This is a genomic window from Agromyces sp. NPDC029043 (assembly GCF_055564615.1).
This window is the reverse complement of the sequence record NZ_JBVHVX010000035.1, coordinates 1-17,840: the sequence shown is the minus strand read 5'-3', so window position 1 is coordinate 17,840 and position 17,840 is coordinate 1. Positions and strand designations below refer to the sequence as shown.

17 protein-coding genes and 1 pseudogene are annotated in these 17,840 nt (G+C 63.4%); 12 read left to right on the top strand and 6 right to left on the bottom strand.

Annotated features, from left to right (window positions below; genetic code table 11):
- The 3 genes from ACZ4TW_RS23275 to ACZ4TW_RS23265 all read left to right on the top strand — a co-directional run.
- Positions 1-186 (top strand): transposase (locus ACZ4TW_RS23275; RefSeq protein WP_465546821.1); only part of this gene is annotated, 186 nt, incomplete at its 5' end.
- Between the two features lie 117 nt (positions 187-303).
- Complete coding sequence (locus ACZ4TW_RS23270; RefSeq protein ID WP_465546819.1) at positions 304-537, top strand: hypothetical protein; 234 nt, start codon at positions 304-306, stop codon at positions 535-537.
- Positions 527-838, top strand: a complete 312-nt coding sequence (locus ACZ4TW_RS23265; RefSeq protein ID WP_465546817.1) for a type II toxin-antitoxin system PemK/MazF family toxin — start codon at positions 527-529, stop codon at positions 836-838. The genes ACZ4TW_RS23270 and ACZ4TW_RS23265 overlap by 11 nt, the downstream gene beginning before the upstream one ends.
- Before the next feature lie 208 nt (positions 839-1,046).
- On the opposite strand, the gene ACZ4TW_RS23260 is transcribed toward ACZ4TW_RS23265, so the two are convergent.
- Both ACZ4TW_RS23260 and ACZ4TW_RS23255 read right to left on the bottom strand, forming a co-directional pair.
- Entirely contained in the window at positions 1,047-1,475 is a 429-nt protein-coding gene (locus ACZ4TW_RS23260) for a PIN domain-containing protein (RefSeq protein ID WP_465546815.1), read from the bottom strand.
- On the bottom strand, positions 1,468-1,734 hold the full coding sequence (locus tag ACZ4TW_RS23255; protein WP_465546813.1) for a type II toxin-antitoxin system Phd/YefM family antitoxin: 267 nt from the start codon (positions 1,732-1,734) through the stop codon (positions 1,468-1,470). Before ACZ4TW_RS23255 ends, ACZ4TW_RS23260 begins: the two co-directional genes overlap by 8 nt.
- 873 nt (positions 1,735-2,607) lie before the next feature.
- Between ACZ4TW_RS23255 and ACZ4TW_RS23250 the strand changes: the two genes are divergently transcribed.
- The 3 genes from ACZ4TW_RS23250 to ACZ4TW_RS23240 all read left to right on the top strand — a co-directional run bounded on the left by ACZ4TW_RS23250 (position 2,608) and on the right by ACZ4TW_RS23240 (position 5,778).
- Positions 2,608-2,820 carry a ribbon-helix-helix domain-containing protein gene (locus tag ACZ4TW_RS23250; protein ID WP_465546811.1) on the top strand — a complete coding sequence of 71 codons (213 nt, stop codon included), beginning with the start codon at positions 2,608-2,610 and terminating at the stop codon, positions 2,818-2,820.
- Positions 2,817-3,224 carry a PIN domain-containing protein gene (locus tag ACZ4TW_RS23245; protein ID WP_465546809.1) on the top strand — a complete coding sequence of 136 codons (408 nt, stop codon included), beginning with the start codon at positions 2,817-2,819 and terminating at the stop codon, positions 3,222-3,224. The genes ACZ4TW_RS23250 and ACZ4TW_RS23245 overlap by 4 nt, the downstream gene beginning before the upstream one ends.
- Before the next feature lie 295 nt (positions 3,225-3,519).
- Entirely contained in the window at positions 3,520-5,778 is a 2,259-nt protein-coding gene (locus ACZ4TW_RS23240; protein ID WP_465546807.1) for a 6-phosphofructokinase, read from the top strand.
- Between the two features lie 770 nt (positions 5,779-6,548).
- Here ACZ4TW_RS23240 and ACZ4TW_RS23235 read toward each other — a convergent pair.
- Positions 6,549-7,409, bottom strand: a complete 861-nt coding sequence (locus tag ACZ4TW_RS23235; protein ID WP_465546805.1) for a 3-hydroxyacyl-CoA dehydrogenase — start codon at positions 7,407-7,409, stop codon at positions 6,549-6,551.
- A gap of 358 nt (positions 7,410-7,767) precedes the next feature.
- On the opposite strand from ACZ4TW_RS23235, the gene ACZ4TW_RS23230 reads away from it, so the two are divergent.
- The 5 genes from ACZ4TW_RS23230 (at position 7,768) to ACZ4TW_RS23210 (ending at position 12,028) form a co-directional block, all read left to right on the top strand.
- On the top strand, positions 7,768-8,631 hold the full coding sequence (locus tag ACZ4TW_RS23230) for a hypothetical protein (protein WP_465546803.1): 864 nt from the start codon (positions 7,768-7,770) through the stop codon (positions 8,629-8,631).
- A 126-nt stretch (positions 8,632-8,757) separates the two neighbouring features.
- Complete coding sequence (locus tag ACZ4TW_RS23225; RefSeq protein ID WP_465546802.1) at positions 8,758-9,339, top strand: hypothetical protein; 582 nt, start codon at positions 8,758-8,760, stop codon at positions 9,337-9,339.
- A gap of 55 nt (positions 9,340-9,394) precedes the next feature.
- Positions 9,395-9,898, top strand: coding sequence for a hypothetical protein (locus ACZ4TW_RS23220; protein WP_465546800.1), 504 nt, complete (start codon positions 9,395-9,397; stop codon positions 9,896-9,898).
- A 161-nt stretch (positions 9,899-10,059) separates the two neighbouring features.
- Positions 10,060-11,139 (top strand): AI-2E family transporter, encoded by a 1,080-nt coding sequence (locus tag ACZ4TW_RS23215; RefSeq protein ID WP_465546798.1) that lies wholly within the window; start codon positions 10,060-10,062, stop codon positions 11,137-11,139.
- Positions 11,140-11,215: 76 nt separating this feature from the next.
- Positions 11,216-12,028, top strand: coding sequence for a DUF1206 domain-containing protein (locus ACZ4TW_RS23210; protein ID WP_465546796.1), 813 nt, complete (start codon positions 11,216-11,218; stop codon positions 12,026-12,028).
- Between the two features lie 10 nt (positions 12,029-12,038).
- Here the strand turns inward: ACZ4TW_RS23210 and ACZ4TW_RS23205 are convergent, their stop codons facing one another.
- The 3 genes from ACZ4TW_RS23205 to ACZ4TW_RS23195 form a co-directional block, all read right to left on the bottom strand.
- Complete coding sequence (locus ACZ4TW_RS23205) at positions 12,039-12,809, bottom strand: glucose 1-dehydrogenase (protein WP_465546794.1); 771 nt, start codon at positions 12,807-12,809, stop codon at positions 12,039-12,041.
- A gap of 263 nt (positions 12,810-13,072) precedes the next feature.
- The gene (locus ACZ4TW_RS23200; RefSeq protein ID WP_465546792.1) at positions 13,073-14,788 is read right to left on the bottom strand and encodes an acyl-CoA dehydrogenase family protein; all 1,716 of its coding nucleotides are present in this window, start codon (positions 14,786-14,788) and stop codon (positions 13,073-13,075) included.
- A gap of 953 nt (positions 14,789-15,741) precedes the next feature.
- Entirely contained in the window at positions 15,742-16,611 is an 870-nt protein-coding gene (locus ACZ4TW_RS23195) for a sugar phosphate isomerase/epimerase family protein (RefSeq protein ID WP_465546790.1), read from the bottom strand.
- A gap of 33 nt (positions 16,612-16,644) precedes the next feature.
- On the opposite strand from ACZ4TW_RS23195, the pseudogene ACZ4TW_RS23190 reads away from it, so the two are divergent.
- Positions 16,645-17,205: pseudogene (locus ACZ4TW_RS23190) on the top strand (AMP-binding enzyme); the annotation flags it as partial.
- Positions 17,206-17,840: the final 635 nt, after the last annotated feature.

The following is a 17,840-nucleotide window of genomic DNA, read 5'->3' as shown; positions in this document are numbered from 1 at the left end:
TGGGCCCGGCGTGCGGAGATCCTGGCCTACTTCGACACCGGCGCCTCCAACGGGCCCGTGGAAGCCATCAACGGTCGCCTGGAACACTTACGCGGGATCGCGCTCGGCTTCCGCAACCTCGGCCACTACATCTTGCGGTCACTCATCCACTCCGGCGGCCTGGCACAACACCTCGATGCACTCTGATTCAGGAAGAGCCCGATAACGCCGAGGAGTACCGGTCGTGCTGCATATCCGACTCCGCGTAATCGTCAGGTTCAAAGAGCCCGCATCCCGTCTTACGATTTGTACTACGATGGGACGATGGCTGACACCATCACGTTCCGGCCCGACGAAGACACTTCTCGAGCGCTGTCGATCCTCACGGAGGACGGCACACCCGTATCTGCCGCGGTCCGTGCAGCGATCATTGACGCAGCTAGACACAAGGCCGCCAGGTCGCTCCGCGAGGAAGCGGAAGCGCTGGCCGGCGACCCGGCCGATCGAGCTGAGGCCGCACAGGTACTTCGGGACATGGAGGCGTTACGTGCGAGGTGAGGTGTATCGACTTCGCGCTCCGAAAGATGTCCGAGGCCACGAACAGTCGGGTGCCCGTTATGCGGTAGTAGCGCAATCCGACCAGTTGCCGCTTTCGACCTGGCTGGTCGCGCCGACTTCAGCGTCGGCGCGTGCGGCGACATTTAGGCCTGAAGTAGAGGTCGCGGGTCGTACAACGCGGGTCCTGGCTGAGCAAGTTGCGGCTGTCGACCCGCAGCGACTCGGAGATAGCGTGGGTTACCTGACCCATGAAGAGTTGCGGCGTGTCGACGCCGCGCTCCGCGTGGTTCTCGAACTATAGTTCGCACTGTTTTGCTCTCTACCATCTGGCAGCGAGTCTCAGTAGGACGGCGGCGTCTCAACTAGCTTCTTGTCATCATCCGACAAACTTGAATCTCGTTGTACCGCGGAGTGGTATGCACTGGATTACCGGTAACCCTGCATATTCGGTTGCTGCATATTGTCTGGACCCTGTCGATGAGAGACTCGAGCTGAGGTCAGCTCTCAGCTCAGGGGCGACTCACGGGTATGACGCGAACAATGCCGTCCAAGCCTTCGAAGTCGTTGGGGTTGGTGGTGTAGAGGGGGAGCCTGGCTGCGGTCGAAACAGATGCGATCATGAGGTCCGCCACTCGTCTCCGCGGCGTTCTTCCGCGAGATTGGACCGCGGCGCTGATGCGGCCGAATGCGCGAGCAGCATCAGCGCCGAACGGTAGAGGGTCGAACTCGTTCTCGACGCGCTGGAGAACATCGGCGCGGCGTGCGCGTTCGTCGGAGGCCTGTGGGTCGTCGCCAGTTACCAGGTGTACGCCTGCGGAGAGCTCAGCCAGGGTGATCGCACTAATTGCCATCTCGTCCGGCAGTTCCGCAGGCTCGATTGCGTGGCGAAGAATCAAGATGTTGGTGTCGAGTAGCCCCCGCCGTATCTCGTCAGGCATACGGGTCGCTCAACGTTCCGTCGTATACGCGGTCCTGATCAGACCGGAACTTCTCCACATCAATCAATGGAGCCGAGACCGAGCCGCGGGCGAACTCTGTGCGGGAAACAAAGCTGCGTCGTCGACGTAGGGGGACGAGTTCCCCTATCCCACGGCCGTCGCGGGTCACCGTAAAGGAATCACCGGACTCCACCGCGTCCATGATCTCTTTGGAACGCATGCGGAGGTCGCGTTGGCTTACTTCGCGCGGCACGCTCATGTGCTACATGATAGCACGGAATGGCACGAGGCAGAGGCCGTAGCGAGCGTTGTCGAGGGCGGGACACTCGGTGGCGGTTGCGCCGATCAGGAGCCGGCTCATCGAGCGTCGGTGATCGTCACCCCGAGCTCGATGGTGCGGCAAATCGTGTCGGCAATAGCGCTACGCTGCAACGTGGGTCCTGTTGGTGTGTGAGTGATTGTGTAGGAACTTTCATCCTCACACCACAGGACCCGCCTACATCTACAGGCTCACCGCCCATACCCCGCGATCTTGCTCACCCCACATCTTGTGGTCGCAAGAACCTGTTCTACGCACCGTCATTCAGGAAGAGCCGGTTTGATGGAGTGGTCGTGGGGACCGTCGGCGGTCTGGCTGTGATTCATCTGATGGAATATGCAGCGGTTTACTTGACATAATGTATCTTATCGGCGCTAAACGAGGACGAGTTCAAACAGATGAGAGGACTCGTGTCGATGATCACCCAGATTGGCGAAATTTCATCGAGTTGGCGGATTTGCAGGCTGTTCTGTCGTCGTTTGACAACATCTGCGGTGAGCCCCAGTGCTCGCCGGGCGGCGCCGAGGTAGTGCTGGGCACTCAGAGCCGTTGCACACCTTGATGTTTGCGGATCACTACTGGGCCTCGCCTGTCTTTCGACCTTGCAGCGAGCGCGGCACTCCCATTACGTCACTGTGACAAAAATGCATGATCGTCCCCAAAGAAGTGTGTCTGTCTGAACTGCCCCTCATGTCAGGAGTGCGGTGCCATCAGCAATTGCAACCCGCTTGGCTGACGCAGTGCGGCCCATGGTTCCGTGTGGTCGATCTTCCGCCCACTTTGCCGCGCACCACCGGTGGTACCATATGTGGCATGGCGAAGACGACGTTGTACCTCCCGGATGACTTGAAGCGGGCTATCGAACTCGAAGCGCGCCGACGATCACTTCCGGAGGCCGAGATCGTGCGGCAAGCATTGCGAAAAGCTTTGAGCGGTGACATGCCTCGGCCTCGGGGCGCGTTGTTTTCGGGCAACGAACCCATTGCCGAGCGAGTCGACGAGCTGCTCGAGGGTTTCGGCGAGTGATCGTTGACACGAGTGCGCTGCTGGCCTACTTCGACGCTTCTGAACCGCAGCATGAAGCTGTCTCGGCGGTGATCGATACATCCGATGAACCCTTGGTCGTGTCGCCGTACATCGTGGCTGAGCTCGACTATCTTGTGCTGACTCGCCATGGCTCGCGCATCGAGCGCATCGTGCTCGATGAATTGACATCGGGCGCTTGGGAACTCGCCGCTATGTCGCGCGAGCGGTTGTCGGCAGCCTCGGCGATCGTTCGGCAGTATTCCGATGTACCCGTCGGTGTTGCCGACGCATCCAACATCGTCCTGGCCGATGCGTATCGCACCAAGACGGTCGCCACACTCGATCATCGACACTTCACCGTCCTGCGCCTCGGTGACGGTTCGGCGCCTGTGATCATTCCGTAGACGCGCTGCACAACATTCGCCACCGATTCTGACGAGATGTGGGACCCTGGGATTTCACTTGAGACGGCGAGCCCCAGGTCAGCGGCGTTGCCGTTTGCCACTCCGCCACTCCCCTTGTGCGTTCACCGCCGCCGGCAGCCACCCACTGTCGATGATTATGAGTTTCTGATGTCGAGTCTCATCGCGGGGCGGGAATGCGAATCGGTTGCGAGAGCGGCGCCGGACGGTGATGCTCGTAGTCGGAAGTACTACCGGCAACGTTCCTGGCACGGAACAACGAGCGAACGGGTACTCGATGAGCACGACACACGACTCCGGCCGGGAGGACTTCGCCTCCTCGCGCCAAGCGTCGTCACCCTCCAGCATCGGCGTCTTGACCAGTGGCGGTGATGCCTCGGGAATGAACCCGGCGGTCCGGGCAGTCATACTTACCGCGCTCTATCACGGGATCGACGCATACGCGATCCATGAGGGTTACCAAGGCCTGGTCGAGGGCGGTGACCTGATCAAGCGGATGGACATCGCCGATACCGACGGCATCCTCGCCAGGGGTGGTACCGCGATAGGAACAGCGCGCTCGAAAGCTTTCCGCACCCGTGAGGGGCTGCGCGCGGCGGCCCGGAACATGATCGAGCGGGGAATCGACGCGCTGGTCGTCATCGGCGGCGACGGCAGTCTCAGCGGAGCGAACGAGTTTCGTGCGGATTGGCCGGAGTTGTTGTCCGAGTTGGTCGACTCCGGCGAGATCGCCGAGGATCTCGCCGCGGCGCATCCCCACCTTCGGCTGGTCGGCCTCGTCGGATCGATCGACAACGACATGTCCGGCACCGACATGACGATCGGCGCGGACACGGCACTGCACCGAATCGTCGAGGCAATGGACGCGTTGCGCAGTACCGCTTCAAGCCATCAGCGTTCGTTTGTCGTCGAGGTGATGGGGCGGAACTGCGGCTACCTGGCACTGATGGCTTCGCTCGCAACCGCGGCCAACTGGGTACTCATTCCCGAGCAGCCGCCGGCCGACGGATGGGCAGACCGGATGTGTCGCGACATTCGCGAGGGCCGGCTCATCGGGCGTCGCCAATCGGTGGTCGTTGTCGCCGAGGGTGCCCAGGACCGCAACGGCGACCCCATCACCGCCGAGCAAGTCAAGAACCTCCTTGAAGACGAGCTCGGAGAGGACACCCGCATCACGACCCTGGGACACGTACAACGCGGCGGTGCGCCGAGTGCGTTCGACCGCTATCTGGCGACCCGGTTGGGATACGCCGCCGTCGAGCGTCTGCTCAACGATGACCCGCAGACGCCGGCTCAGTTGATCGGTCTACGGGGCAACAGGGTGGTCGCTGCTCCCCTGATGGAGTGTGTGGAGCAGACCCGTGCCGTTGCCGAACGCATCAAGGCCAAAGACTACGACGGCGCGATGCTGTTGCGCGGCGGAAGTTTTCGTGAGTCATACCGGATCCTGCAGACGGTGCAACAGGCCGAACCCCGCCCGACGCGACTGGGCAGACGGCGTTTCCGCCTCGCGATCCTGCACGCCGGTGGTCTGGCACCCGGGATGAACACGGCGGTGCGTGCGGCGGTGCGGCTGGGCCTCGACCGTGGCTACACCGTGTTGGCGGTGAAGAACGGATTCCGTGGGCTGCGGCGCGGCCACGTCCAGGAAATGGGCTGGATGGACGTCAGCGGCTGGGTGGCCGACGGCGGCGCCGAACTCGGTACCAATCGCTACGTTCCCACTGACGCCGGGATCGCGGAGATCGCCGAGCAGATCGCCGCTCACCGCATCGACGGCCTTCTGATGGCGGGCGGCTGGTCAGGCTACCAGGCCGCGTACGAGTTGCATCGACACCGGCAGCAGTATGCGGCACTCGACATCCCGATCGTCTGCCTGCCGATGGCGATCACCAACGACGTCCCGGGGACCGAACTCAGCATCGGCAGTGACACCGCTTTGAACAGCATCGTGTCGGACATCGACAAGATCCGACAAGCCGCGGTCGCCACGCGACGAGTCGCGGTCGTCGAAGTGATGGGGCGCGATTGCGGCTACCTCGCTCTCGTGTCCGGGATCGCTTCCGGCGCGCAACACATCTATATGCCCGAGGATGGCATCACTCTCGACGATCTCACCGCCGACATACAGTCGGTTGCTGAGGGATTCAGATCCGGCACGCGTCTGGGACTGATCATCCGTAGCGAGGGTGCCGACCCGGTCTACAACACCTGGTTCGTCACGTCGCTCTTCGAGAAGGAGGGCGGCGATCTGTTCGACGCCCGACAAGCGGTCCTCGGACACGTCCAGGAAGGTGGCGACCCCTCGCCCTTTGATCGTATTCACGCCACGAGCCTGACCGCGCGATCCATCGAGTTCCTCTCGGAGCAGCTGGAATCCGGCGGGAGGGCCAGCGCGATGATCGGGTTCCAGTCGGGGCGGTTGCAGTTCACCGACTTGACGTCCTACCCTTCCCTCATCGAAACCGGGGCCAGGCGACCAATCGAACAACGGTGGACGGAGAGCAAGAAGCTGGCCAAGATCATGCGCCGCTGATTGTCTCGGCGGTCATTGCCCGATGTGCGCCCATGCAGTTGGGAGCGGAACCTTGACATCCGATCGAGCAGGTCAGCTCACTGTTAGCAGACGTTGACCCATCCGTATTTCTGGGAGCACCACGGCGTACCGCCACTCAGAAGTACTGGCTTCCCGAACTTTCGTGTGAGCTGGAAAGTCAGCACAGTTCCTGGATTCAGTCCGCGGTCGCGGTTTCCCAGCTTCTTGGTCTGATTCGTCAGCACGACGTATACGGTGTCATCCCAGTCTCCCCAAACCGCGTCCCAGAACTCACCATCCCGATAGCCGGCCACAGTGGCATACGTGCCGGTGTGATCAGGACGAAGGACGAGAGAGCGGTTGTGTCCACCCCAGGTCGTCGCGAAAAATCCGGGGTTCATGCTCACCTGTGTCGCTTCGGGTGAGGCTACGGAATTGCCCGCTCCGACAACGCCTCCGGTGATGCACAGCGTTAAGGCTGCGATCAGCGCAAAAACGCTACCTGACACTCGACGCACTGCAACCTCCTGTGTTTGGTCTGTCTAACCACACGAGACGCTACGGCGAGGCAGTAGCGCCAGCAACCACCGGACGCACTTTTCCCCTGTTCGGGCTAACGCTTCCAGTTCTGTTCGCTGCCTAACGTAATCGCCGCCGAGACAAGCGATCTCGGTGTGCATGTTTGGAATCGCTTACCAGTGAGCAGAGCTGGCGACAGGGTCACACTTGCCGTCGACGCGCACGCCCCAGCGTCGTCGTGAATCCGGGCGTCAGGAGTGCTTGTAGAAGCCCTCGCCGGTGGAGGTGCCGAGCTTGCCCTTGTCGATGTAGTTCGTCTGGAGGTAGTCGGCAAACTCCTTCTGGGCGGGATCGTCGGATGCCGCCGCGATGTTGTACGCGGTCTTCAGGCCCACGATGTCGAAGATCTGGAACGGTCCGAGTGGCGCGCCGGTACCGATTCGCCAGGTCTTGTCCACGGTCTCGATGTCGGCGTATCCGCCGACGAGCAGTTCCGCGGCGGCGTCGAGCAACGGGACCAGCAGCGAGTTGAGGACATAACCCGCCTTCTCCTTCTTCAACTCGATGGGCACCATGCCCATCGCCTTCGCGTACTCCACCACCGTCGCGAACACGGCCGGGTCGGTCTGCGCGGTACCCATGACCTCCGCGGTGTTCTCAACCCAGATGTTGTTGGCGAAGTGCAGCGCCAAGAACTTCGGCGGCCGGCCTGACGAGTCGGCGATGGAACTCGGGAGCAACGTGGAGGAGTTGGTGGCGAAGATCGTCTTCGCCGGTGCCGCGTCGCCGACCTTCTTCCACGTGTCCCGTTTGATGTCGAGGTTCTCCGGTACCGCCTCGATCACGAGGTCGGCGTCGGCGACCGCCGCGGCCAGGTCGGTGGCAAGGGTGATCGATGTGCCTGCCGTCGCGGCCCGATCGTTGTCCTTGGCACCGTCCACCCTCGACTCATAGATCGGTACGAGTTCGTCGAATCGTTTCCGGGCGGCGGCCAGCGCATCGTCGTTGATATCCCACGCGGTGACGGCGAATCCGGCGTAGGCAGCCTGGAAGGCGATCTGCGAGCCCAACACCCCTGTGCCCAGCACGGTGACGTTCTTGATGTCGATCATTGACTATCTCCTATCTTGTGATGACTGAAGAATGTGATTGTCGGTCGGCCGTTAGCCGATCTCGGTGTTGTTGAAACCGCCGATCAGCTTGTCGCGCAGGAATTCTGGTCGCCCGCGGGACATCGGCGACGCCGATGCGCCAACCAAATACTGACTGCGCTCATTTTTGAGTCTACTCACTGTGCGTCGCTTGTCGAGCGCGCAACGGACCTGCTGATTGTTCCGCGAGTCACTCCCGTCGCATCGGGCGCGGAGAAGCACGCACAGTCCAACTGGCGTCGAGACTTTCAGCGATTCTTCAGGCGTGCCGCCGGACGATGGGTTCGATCATCGGTTGTCGAGCCCCGGAGCGTGCCCAATGCAGTGGTTTCATGTGACCTGCGCGGCGGGAGCCGTCGTGCTCGGGGTGGTGGCCGGGGCCGGCGTCGCTGCTCCCGCTTCTGGGGTATCGGTGGATCTGGCCCGTCCCGACTCGGGTGTGGTGGTCACGACGCCCGCGGGGTCGTCGGCCCTGGTGACCGGTCCGGACCTTCGACGGCCCGCGCCGCCGCCCGGAGCCATCGTGTCGGCGTTCGTCGCCAACCAGTTCACCTACTGCTCGTTGATCTGCCCGCACATCGTCGACGGTGTGATCCAGGTGCCGATCGCTCTTGTTCAGGCGCCGGGCATCTACACGGCAGCACGGTCATGCGGCGAAACGTTCGAGCGTTCAACGGGAGTGGCGGCGCGGTCGGTGACGAGGCCGGCGAACTCGGCGATGACGGGCATCATCGACGACGACCTCCACCTGGTTCTGCCGCGAGCCCAGAACGCCCTCGAGGTGGCCGTGGTCGGGGCACTCGACGTCGCCGACTCCGCGCAGTCGGGTGCCACCCCGGCGCTCGGCGCCCGATCCGTCGACACGATGCGTGCCGACATCGTCGACGCACTCCACGCCCCGATCGTCGCCGACCCGCCGGATATCGCGGTGCCACACACTCCCGCGCAGGCCGGCGCGCTCGACACCATCGACCGCGGCTCGGCGATCCTGTTCCAGGCGCCGGAGATGCTGATGGTCGGCGGCACCCAGGCCGCCGACGTCGCGGCCCGCACCCTGACGACCACCGGCAGCACCGCAACCGCGCGAGCCGCCGGGATGACGCAGTTCAGCACAGTTCTGAGACAGGCGATCGGGGTGGTCGAGCAGACCAATGCACGACAGCATCGGGTGGTCCCCCGGTGACGTCCCCGATGCTGCAGGCCACGCAGGGGCGAACTCGCGGCATGTGTGACGTCGCCCCCGATTAGAAGTGAAAGACGTTGTGGCGTAGTCTGTTTACTCGTGTCTGTTCTCGCCGCTGGTGCTCCCATGACCGACGTCACTGCGTCCCGATGTGTGTGGTGCTCGTCCTCCGAGGACGTTGCCGACTTTCGCAATGAGCCTCGGTGCGGGCGGTGCCGCACCGCGGAACAGACCGTCGCCGAGGCCCGCGCGTTCATCCGCTTCTATGGCCTGCGCCCCCTGGGTGGGTCCTTGGAGTCCGAGGACGACGAAGAACGCGAGCATCGGGCCGCATTTCGTGAGGCATGGGCGGAGCTGACGCGGACCCGGACTCACCCTCCCAAGACGAGTACATCTCGCTCCGTCCGGCGTGCCGCCGGCACCACAGCTGCGCCCGCCCGCAAGGAAACGAACGGCGCGGCAACCAGCAAGGTGCGGAAAGCCGGTTCGGTCGCGACCCGACCGGGCGTATCCCGGCCCGACGTCACCGAACTCGCGAGCCGTGCCGAGGCACTGTTGGCGCAGCTCGATGAGATCGAGAATCGCCTCGGGGTCGCGCTCGAAGATCGCGGTCTCAGCGGTAAGGCCAAGGTATCGGACCTGACTGCGAAGCGGGACTCGGTCTTGCGCACGCTTGCCGCGTTGGAGAAGGCCAAGCGCGCGATGTAGGACTGTCCGTCGCCCCGGGTACGCTCGGGACTTCGACGAGACAGGAGTCCTCCCCGTGGTGAAAGACCATGCATTTCCGGCGGACTGGTCGCTGATGGCTCGAGAGATCGCCACGGCAACCGACCGCGGCATCAGGGCGGCGCGCAGGCACAGTTCCGAGGATTTCGACGACTGTGTCGCGCAACTCGAGAAGCACGGCGAGGCTGCCCGCGCGATGCATGCCCACCTCGTTCGCGAGCTCCTCGAGACGTCCTACCAGGACGGTGTGAGCGGCGACGATGTCTCCGATGTTCTCACCCGCATCGTCGACGCTGCATCAAGGTGGGATGCACAAATGGACCCAGACGCCGTCGCTGCGTTACTCCTCGGTGCATTGGGTGTCGGTGAATCTCCGGACGCCGATGGTGCTGGCGCACGATTGATTCCCCTCGCAAAGATTGTCGGCGCGGCCATCCTGGTCGCCGCAGACTTGGCCGCGGATGCCGAGGTCGATCACGGCCCGTATCTGGTGCGCGCCGTGGAGGAGATTCGCCGCGCTCAGACCATCGAGATCCCCTGACTCAGGACTCACTCGCACCACTACCGATGTGCTCTCGGCGCCGGCTTCCACGTCGGCTCGGCCCGACCCCCGCGCGCCCTCCGGTGCCGTACCCTTCTCGATGACGTGAAAGTTCTGGCACCGCACACCACGGTGTCGCCTGGTGACGGGATCGTAGAGGCGTGAGCAACCAGAATCCTCATTCGCTGACTGCCCTTCGGCGGGCCAGCCTGGTGAGTTGGTCATTGTTGGGCATCATCGCGCTGGTGGTGGTCGCCGCGGCCGCACTCAGCGCGGTGAGCGGGATACTTGTTCCGCTCGTCGTCGCGGTCATCGTGGCCATGGTGCTCGAACCGTTGGTGGTCAGGCTGATTGAGGTCGGTGTCCCACGAACGCTGGCTATCGCCTTCGCGCTGCTCTTGGCGGTCTTGGTCGGGGCCGGCACGGTGGCGATCGTGGTGTGGGGTGTGGTGCAGCAGTGGTCGGACATCTACCGGCAGTCTCTCCTGGGCTGGCAGTCCTTTGTGTCCTGGCTGGACCGACTCGACCTCGACCCCCGGTGGCTCGACCAGGGGCGCGCCGCCGTGGAGGGTCACGCGGCCCGACTGGGTCAGGGTGCGATCGGAGCGGTCGGCAGGACGTTCTACGGCGCCATCACGCTTGTCATCGGAGTGTTCTTCGCACTCTTCTTCCTGTTCTTCGCCCTGCGCGACGCGGGTCGTTTCCCGGCGTGGATTTCCCGCATCACCGGATTCGGTATCGCTGAAGTCGACGAGGTGATCGGGCTGTCCCGTCAATCGGTTCGCGGCTACTTCAAGGGCACGGCGATCACGGCTCTGCTTACCGCGCCGATCTTCATGATTCCGCTACTGATTCTCGGTGTGCCACTGGCAATCCCGATCTTCGTGCTCTACTTTTTCCTGTCCTTCATCCCCTTCGTCGGGGCGTGGATCACCGGGGCTTTCGTGGTGCTGATCGCGCTCGGCTCCGGTGGTCCCTGGGCAGCGGCGATCATGGGGATCACCTTCGTCGTCTCCAACGGCACCATCCAGAGTGCAGTCAGTTCGTGGGCGCTGGGGTCGTCGCTGCAGCTGCATCCGATGGCGGTGCTGCTGGCGACGATGATCGGTGGCACCATCGCAGGTCTGCTCGGCATGGTTCTGGGAGCTCCCGTGCTCGCGGCAGTGGTCAAGTCTGTCGCCGCTGTCCGGCGAATGCGTCGCGACGCCATCGAGGTCGCGGAACCGGATCCGGTCGAATAGCCACCTGTTCGCCACTCTCCCCTGCTCGTTCATCCTCTGTGGTACGGCTTAGAGACCCTATCCATTGGAGCAATAGATGACGGACAGCAAGCCGGTCGACGCCGTGCGGCAGGCAACCAACAGCGACTGGTTCGAGCGCTTCGCCCGAGGCGGTCACATCGTCAGTGGGCTGCTGCATCTGCTGATCGCCTACATTGTGCTGCGCCTCGCCTTCGGTGATGCCGGCAATGCGGATCAGTCTGGTGCGCTGGCGATGTTCGCGTCGTCGGCCGGTGGACGACTCGTCTTGTGGCTCGCAGTGATCGCCTTTGTCGCGATGGCGCTCTGGCGCGGGGCTGAGGTGACCGTGGGACCGCATCCTGCCGACCCTCGCCCTGATGACGACGACGGGTGGATGGACCGGACAAAGGCCGGGGCGCTCGTCGTGGTCTACCTCGGGTTCGCTTGGTCCGCAGCACAATTCGCATTGGGTCAGGGCAAGTCCAGTGGTCAGCAGAACGCCGGCCTGAGTGCACAACTGATGGAGTCCACGCTGGGTAAGGCAGTGCTCGTCGTCGCCGGCATCGTGATCACCGCGGTCGGCGGCTACCACGTCTACAAGGGGGCCACGCAGAAGTTCCTTGATGACCTCAAGATCGACGACAACAGCGCCGTCACGATCACCGGGACCATCGGCTACGTGGCGAAGGGCCTCGTACTGGGGGGTGCCGGAATCCTGGTGATCGTGGCGGCGGTGAAGGCCGACCCGTCGAAGGCAACAGGCATCGACGGCGCGGTGAAGACCGTCGCGGGTTGGCCTGCCGGGCAGTTCCTGCTTGTGCTGTCCGCGCTCGGCCTGGCTGCCTACGGTGTGTATTGCTTTGTCATGGCGCGGTTCGCGCGGATGTAGCGAACACGTCTCAGATCAGCGAGCTCACGAGTCCGCCGTCGAGCACAAGGCTGCTGCCGGTGCACCACGAGGATTCACCCGAGGCGAAGAAGGTGACGGCGGCCGCTACTTCTTCGGGCGTCCCGTACCGGCCTTGCTTCTGTTCGATGAGGGCATCGAATCCGCCGGCCGGCAGTCCGAGAGCCGCCTCGAACTTCGGTGCCGCTGTGGTCACGAGTTCGGTGTCGATGAAGCCCGGGAGGACTGCGTTGACGCGGACGCCGTACGGGCGAAACTCCGCGGCGGCCGTCTCGGTGAGATTGCGTACCGCGGCTTTGGCGGCTGCGTACGGAGCCAGCAGTGCCGATCCGGCGGTGGAGGTGATCGAGCTGATGGTGACGATCGCGCCGCCGCCGGATGACACGATGGCCGGCGCTGCGTGGCGAATGGTGAGGAAGACACCGTCGAGGTTGACCGACGTGGTGCGGCGCCAGTCTGCGTAGGACATCTCCGCGATCGGTTGGACGGTGCCGACTCCGGCGTTGGGGACGGCAATGTGTACGGCGCCATGGTGTTCGCGAGTCTGCGCAACAAGTGCCTCGACCTGGGCTTCATCGGTCACGTCGGCTTCGATGGCCAGGGCGCCGTCGATCGTCGCTGCGACCTGTTCGGCAGCTTTGAGGTTGATGTCAGAGACGACGACCTTGGCTCCCTCCGCCCCGAAGCGTCGGGCGATCGCGGCGCCGAGACCGGCGCCGGCGCCGGTGACGATCGCGACCTTGTCCTGCAGAAGGTTGCTCATCAGTGAATCTCCTCATTGGTGTCTGCTGGCGATGAAATGTGAGCACACCCGACGATCGGTCAGGTTTGTGTTGTGCACCACAGAAAGCTACGAGACGTCGGCGCGGGTACCCATGGGCTCAGCGCATGAGACCGCGTTCGCGATTTGTGACGGAGAGACAAAAGTGCAGAACAGGGTGATTGTGTTCGTGAATGTGCCGAGGCTCGGGGTTACTAGCTCCCGGATCGCGTGAATGTTCTGCGCAGCACGCGCACAACCGTCCGTCAGTCAGGCATTTCGTACGCGCCGTCGAGAGCTTTGACCTGCTGCCAGACCCGGTCGACCGAGCCGGCATCGACGACGGGTCGCCGGATGGCGCCCAGCGCCCATTCCTGTTGCTCGGGAGTGGCTGTCGGCTTGCCGTAGAGCGCCACGGCGTAGCCGGAGAAATCGCGGATCTGGACGTCGAAGATCCGGTTGAGTAGGTCGACGTCGACTCCGGTGATCGCGGCCTGCTCGAGGATCAACTGCCCGTAGACGATGAGCGTGAACAGGTGCCCGATGGTGAGGACGAAGTCGAGATCCTTCTGCTGCGCGGCGCTCGGTGCGGCGGTCTCCAACAGCGTCTGCAGTGCCTTGGCCTGCTCGTAGAACACTGCGACGTTGGGCACGTCGGTGCGTGCCGTGTACGGGGTGGTCCAATCGCCGAACCGCACTTTACCCGCGCCCCCGACCGGTCCCTGCGCGAAGAAGAACGCGTCGTCGGTGGCGTCGAGTCGGGTACCGATCTCGGGATACTCGACCGGCCCGAAGAGGTAATTGGGCATGAACTTCAGGATCTGGCCGACGTTGACGTAGACAGTGCCCTCCAGTCGCGGCAACCAGCCGATGAACCGGTTGGCCTGATGGAAGTAGGTGTTCTTCTCGTATCCCTTGGCCGCGATGACGTCGAGCAGCAGCGTCATCACCGTCTCCCCTTCCGACGTCACCTTCGATTTCGTGACCGGATTGAACAGCAGGTAACGACGGTCCTCGAGGCTTGCCGATCGGAAGTAGTCGACGGCGCGATCGCTGAAGAGCTTCATCGCCGCCAGGCGCGCGTACGCATCGACAAAGTTGCCGCGCACGTGTGAGAAGTCGGTGACCGGATTGCCGTAGAGGATTCGGTTGTTGGCGTGGGTGATCGCCTCGAAGAGCGAATGCGTGCACATGCCGATCGAGCCGTGGCAGAGGTTGAACTTACCCACGTTGACCGTGTTGAGTGCTGCGGCAAAGGCCTCGGGACCGGTGTGCAGGATGTCGTCGGCGCCGACGGGGTAGTTCTCCAGCGCAAACGTCGAGACGAACATCTGCCCGTGCACCACGTTGTCGATGAGCCGGTAGTTCGGGTGCCGGCTGTCGACGGCGAAGAAGACGTAGCCCTCGGGTCCCTCGATGTCGGCGCGGCGTCCGAACACCGAGACCATGCCCGCGACGTTGCCGTTGCCGATGTAGTACTTGGTACCCGACGCGGTGAAACCACCTGCGCCGTCGCCGGTCAGGATCATGTCCGTGCTGTAGACATCTGCTCCGTGTGTCCGTTCCGACAACCCGAATGCCATCACCTCGCCGTCGAGGAGTCGTTGTGCCGCTGTGGTTTTCGCTACTCCGTTGCTCGACATCCAGATCGGCCCGAGGCCGAGGATGGTCACCTGCTCGGCGTACCAGTAAGCGAGTCCGTAGAAGCCGAAGATCTCGCTGAGTGCGGCATTGCGGGCGGCGTCCCAGCGTCGATTCTCGTCCCCGTCGGCGTAGGCCGACGGGGTGAGGAAGGTCGCGAAGAGCTTCTCCTTCTTCTCGAACTCGAGGAAGTCGGTCACCCACTCGGCATGCAGATCGGCTTGCAGCAGCTGCTGCTTGCCGTAGGACTCGAAGAAGTCGATGGTCGCGCGGAGTAGGCGGCGCGTCTCGGCGTCGAACTGGGAGTAGTCGTTGGTGGCGGGGTTGAGGAGGAGGCCCATGGCCCACAGCCTAGTCAGTCACCGTGCAGCGAGCGGCCAGTACTCAAGACGGAACAGCTTCGACCGTCGTGTTGGTCACCCGCGTTGCCTCTGCGCGGCGATAGCTGTCGGCGAGCCCCAAAGGTTCTGACACGGTTGATCTCGCCGAAGTCGATCAGGGCTCCCACGACCTGCTGGACCGTTACGTGCGGGCATTCGAGTCCCACGACATCGACGCACTGGTTGAGCTGCTGCACGAGGATGCGACGAGGTCCATGCCGCCGTACGCGTGGTGGTTAGGGTGTCACCTTCAGCGCCGGTTACGACGCCGACGACATCGCGACGGGTGTTCGGTGAATAGAGGCAGCGAACGGGCCCGGATACCCCGCCAGCCCGGCGACGCAGCGCCTCCAACCCGCTACACCAGACCCACGATCATTGCTCAACCTGCTGTGCCGCGGGCAGTGCACCGCTACGGCGACCTGTCAGCGACCCCCATGTCGACGATCGTTGCCCTCGCTAGCAAGGTGTGGGCTGAACCCGTCAAACGGCGGCGCAGCCGCAACCGCGGCCTGGACAAGATCGGCGACTACCTGGGCAAATATTCCGGCGATACGTGGCAGCAACGTTGGGACGCATGCGACCTCAACTCTCGATTGTTGCCCGCCGGCGATGCCTCCCCCACAAGCACAACGACTGCCCGCGCCGAGTTCGCGCAGGGCCTCGAAGCGCTGTTCGTGCTGCGCGTGATCCGTCCGACTCTGCAATCCTTTCGGGCCAACAAATTGATGCGCTACTCCCACGAGTTCGCCCAAGCCGAAAGCGATCCCGAGCTGCAGCGCTTCATCACCGCCGTCAACGAGATCGCCCCGACTGCCGAGGCCGCAGGCAGGCGGGGCGATCGTCCGTCTTGCCCTCCATTGACGAGTGGAGAGACGACCACTGGTCCAGTACTTCACACCGGATGCACGTGGTCAGTTCAGTGCTTTGGAGATCACCGCATCAGCGGTGGAATGTGCACGCTCGAGCGCGGTGGTGAGGTCGAGAGCTCTGAATTCGTCGGATATGATTTCGACGCCCCACGGGCCCTCCCAGCCGATGTCGGCCACAGTTTCGACCAGGCCGTGGAGGTCGAATGACCCTTCGCCGCAGAGCAATCTGCGGGTACTGGTGTCTTCGAAGAGAGTTCCGACCACCTCATCAGCTGCATCATCGAGTTCTACGCCGAAGAGGATGTCAGAGGTCACCGAAGCGCGGACATCAGCAAGCGGGGTGTGCGCGCGAAAGACGTGCCAGCTGTCGATCAAGATTCCGCAGTTCGGCCGATCGACTGCACGGACAAGGTCGGCGGCCATCGGCACGCTGCTCACCATTGAGAACGGCATCGGTTCGATGGCAACGCGAGTGTGATACTCGGCTGCGTGATCGGCGAGGTCTCGCAGCGGGGAGATCAACGGAGCGATCGAGTCGAGTGACTCGCTAAATGAGGTCCCGATCTTGATGTGGGAAGCGTGCAGCTGTTGGGAGGCCTCGAACAACAGGTCGCGAACCTCGTCGGAGGCGACACGTGCGGCGCCCGTTTCCCACCAGTTGGCGAGAATCTCAACCTCCACGTAGCGCAACCCGGCGTCGACGATCGCTTTGCGCAATGCCTCAAATCCGATGCCGTCGCGGACGACTCTGAGGTCGTCTTGCACGAAACCGATTCCCGCCCAGCCGGTGTCGGCGACAGCGCGAACGCGGTCAAGAATGTCGAACGGGCTGACTTCGCTGGGCATCAATGGTGCGACGTTTCCCGCGCTGGTCCAGCAGGTGGCGAGGAGGTCGACGGGTCGGGTGTTCATGGCGCGAGTGTCCTTGCTCGATGGGTAGTGACGGGCTACCTCGTGCTCGACCAGCCGTGGCCGTCGATGCTGCGCGGCATCTGGGGCGACGACGAGCGCTTCCGCGAGACGTACTGGTCACGCTTCGCCGAGCAGGGCTGGTACTTCGCCGGCGACGGCGCCCGCTACGACGCCGACCACGCACTCTGGGTCCTCGGACGCGTCGACGACGTCATGAACGTCTCCGGCCACCGCATCTCCACCGCCGAAGTCGAGTCCGCCCTCGTCGGCCACTCCGGTGTCGCCGAAGCCGCGGTCATCGGCGCCGCCGACGAGACCACCGGTCAGGGCATCGTCGCCTTCGTCATCCTCCGTGAAGGCGTGGAGAACACCGGTGACCAGCTGATCGCCGAACTGCGCCAGCAGGTGTCGGTGGAGATCTCGCCGATCGCCAAACCCCGCGAGATCAACGTCGTGCCCGAACTGCCCAAGACACGCTCGGGCAAGATCATGCGCCGCCTGCTCAAGGACGTCGCCGAAGGACGCGAACTCGGCGACACCTCCACCCTCGTCGACCCCTCGGTCTTCGAGGCCATCCGCGCCCGCAAAGCCTGACGCACAACGAATCATGACTGCACAGGCAATCCGGGCCGCGCTCCTGACGGCCGCCCTAACCGCAATCACTGCAATCGCGTTCGCCGCTGGCCTCGTCCTCATGGTGCTACTGCAACTCGTCGCTCTAACCCGACAATAGAACGACCAGCAGGCGCCTACCCGCAGCTGGGCGGCAGCTGCGAGCATCGTCTGCATCAGGCGTGGCCCGCGCCACTTGCAGCTACGTCGCGATACCTCGCTGAACGCAGCGTATCGCCCGGTAGCTGTTTTCCGTCGCGGTACCAGTAGCCGGGGGCTCAGGTGGTTTGACTAGCGCCACTCCCAATCTGGCAGGGCTTTACGCCCGAGCGGAACATCGGCGGGTTTAGGGCCGGGTTGCTGTGTGGTTGCTGTGCAGTAGCTGTCAGTGTGGTGGGTAGTTGGTGTCAGTGCTGTTCTGCGACAACAGAGTTCACTACTGATCGTGTGACTGCACACGTTGAATTTGTTGTTCGGGCGTGCTTACAGTGCTTGCGGTAGCTGACCACATCGATCGAAAGGGAGCTTGTCAAGATGTCTGTGTAAGAACGTGACTCCTGATTTTCCTGTGGTTGCTGTTGGGTTAGGTGAGGTGGGGTTCGATGCGGTCGGGGTAG

Excerpts from the sequence above, each read along its gene's own strand:
- ACZ4TW_RS23270 (WP_465546819.1), top strand. The coding sequence starts at position 304 with ATGGCTGACACCATCACGTTCCGGCCCGACGAAGACACTTCTCGAGCG.
- ACZ4TW_RS23260 (WP_465546815.1), bottom strand. The coding sequence starts at position 1,475 with ATGCCTGACGAGATACGGCGGGGGCTACTCGACACCAACATCTTGATT.
- ACZ4TW_RS23255 (WP_465546813.1), bottom strand. The coding sequence starts at position 1,734 with ATGAGCGTGCCGCGCGAAGTAAGCCAACGCGACCTCCGCATGCGTTCC.
- ACZ4TW_RS23250 (WP_465546811.1), top strand. The coding sequence starts at position 2,608 with ATGGCGAAGACGACGTTGTACCTCCCGGATGACTTGAAGCGGGCTATC.
- ACZ4TW_RS23240 (WP_465546807.1), top strand. The coding sequence starts at position 3,520 with ATGAGCACGACACACGACTCCGGCCGGGAGGACTTCGCCTCCTCGCGC.
- ACZ4TW_RS23235 (WP_465546805.1), bottom strand. The coding sequence starts at position 7,409 with ATGATCGACATCAAGAACGTCACCGTGCTGGGCACAGGGGTGTTGGGC.
- ACZ4TW_RS23230 (WP_465546803.1), top strand. The coding sequence starts at position 7,768 with ATGCAGTGGTTTCATGTGACCTGCGCGGCGGGAGCCGTCGTGCTCGGG.
- ACZ4TW_RS23225 (WP_465546802.1), top strand. The coding sequence starts at position 8,758 with ATGACCGACGTCACTGCGTCCCGATGTGTGTGGTGCTCGTCCTCCGAG.
- ACZ4TW_RS23210 (WP_465546796.1), top strand. The coding sequence starts at position 11,216 with ATGACGGACAGCAAGCCGGTCGACGCCGTGCGGCAGGCAACCAACAGC.
- ACZ4TW_RS23205 (WP_465546794.1), bottom strand. The coding sequence starts at position 12,809 with ATGAGCAACCTTCTGCAGGACAAGGTCGCGATCGTCACCGGCGCCGGC.
- ACZ4TW_RS23200 (WP_465546792.1), bottom strand. The coding sequence starts at position 14,788 with ATGGGCCTCCTCCTCAACCCCGCCACCAACGACTACTCCCAGTTCGAC.
- ACZ4TW_RS23195 (WP_465546790.1), bottom strand. The coding sequence starts at position 16,611 with ATGAACACCCGACCCGTCGACCTCCTCGCCACCTGCTGGACCAGCGCG.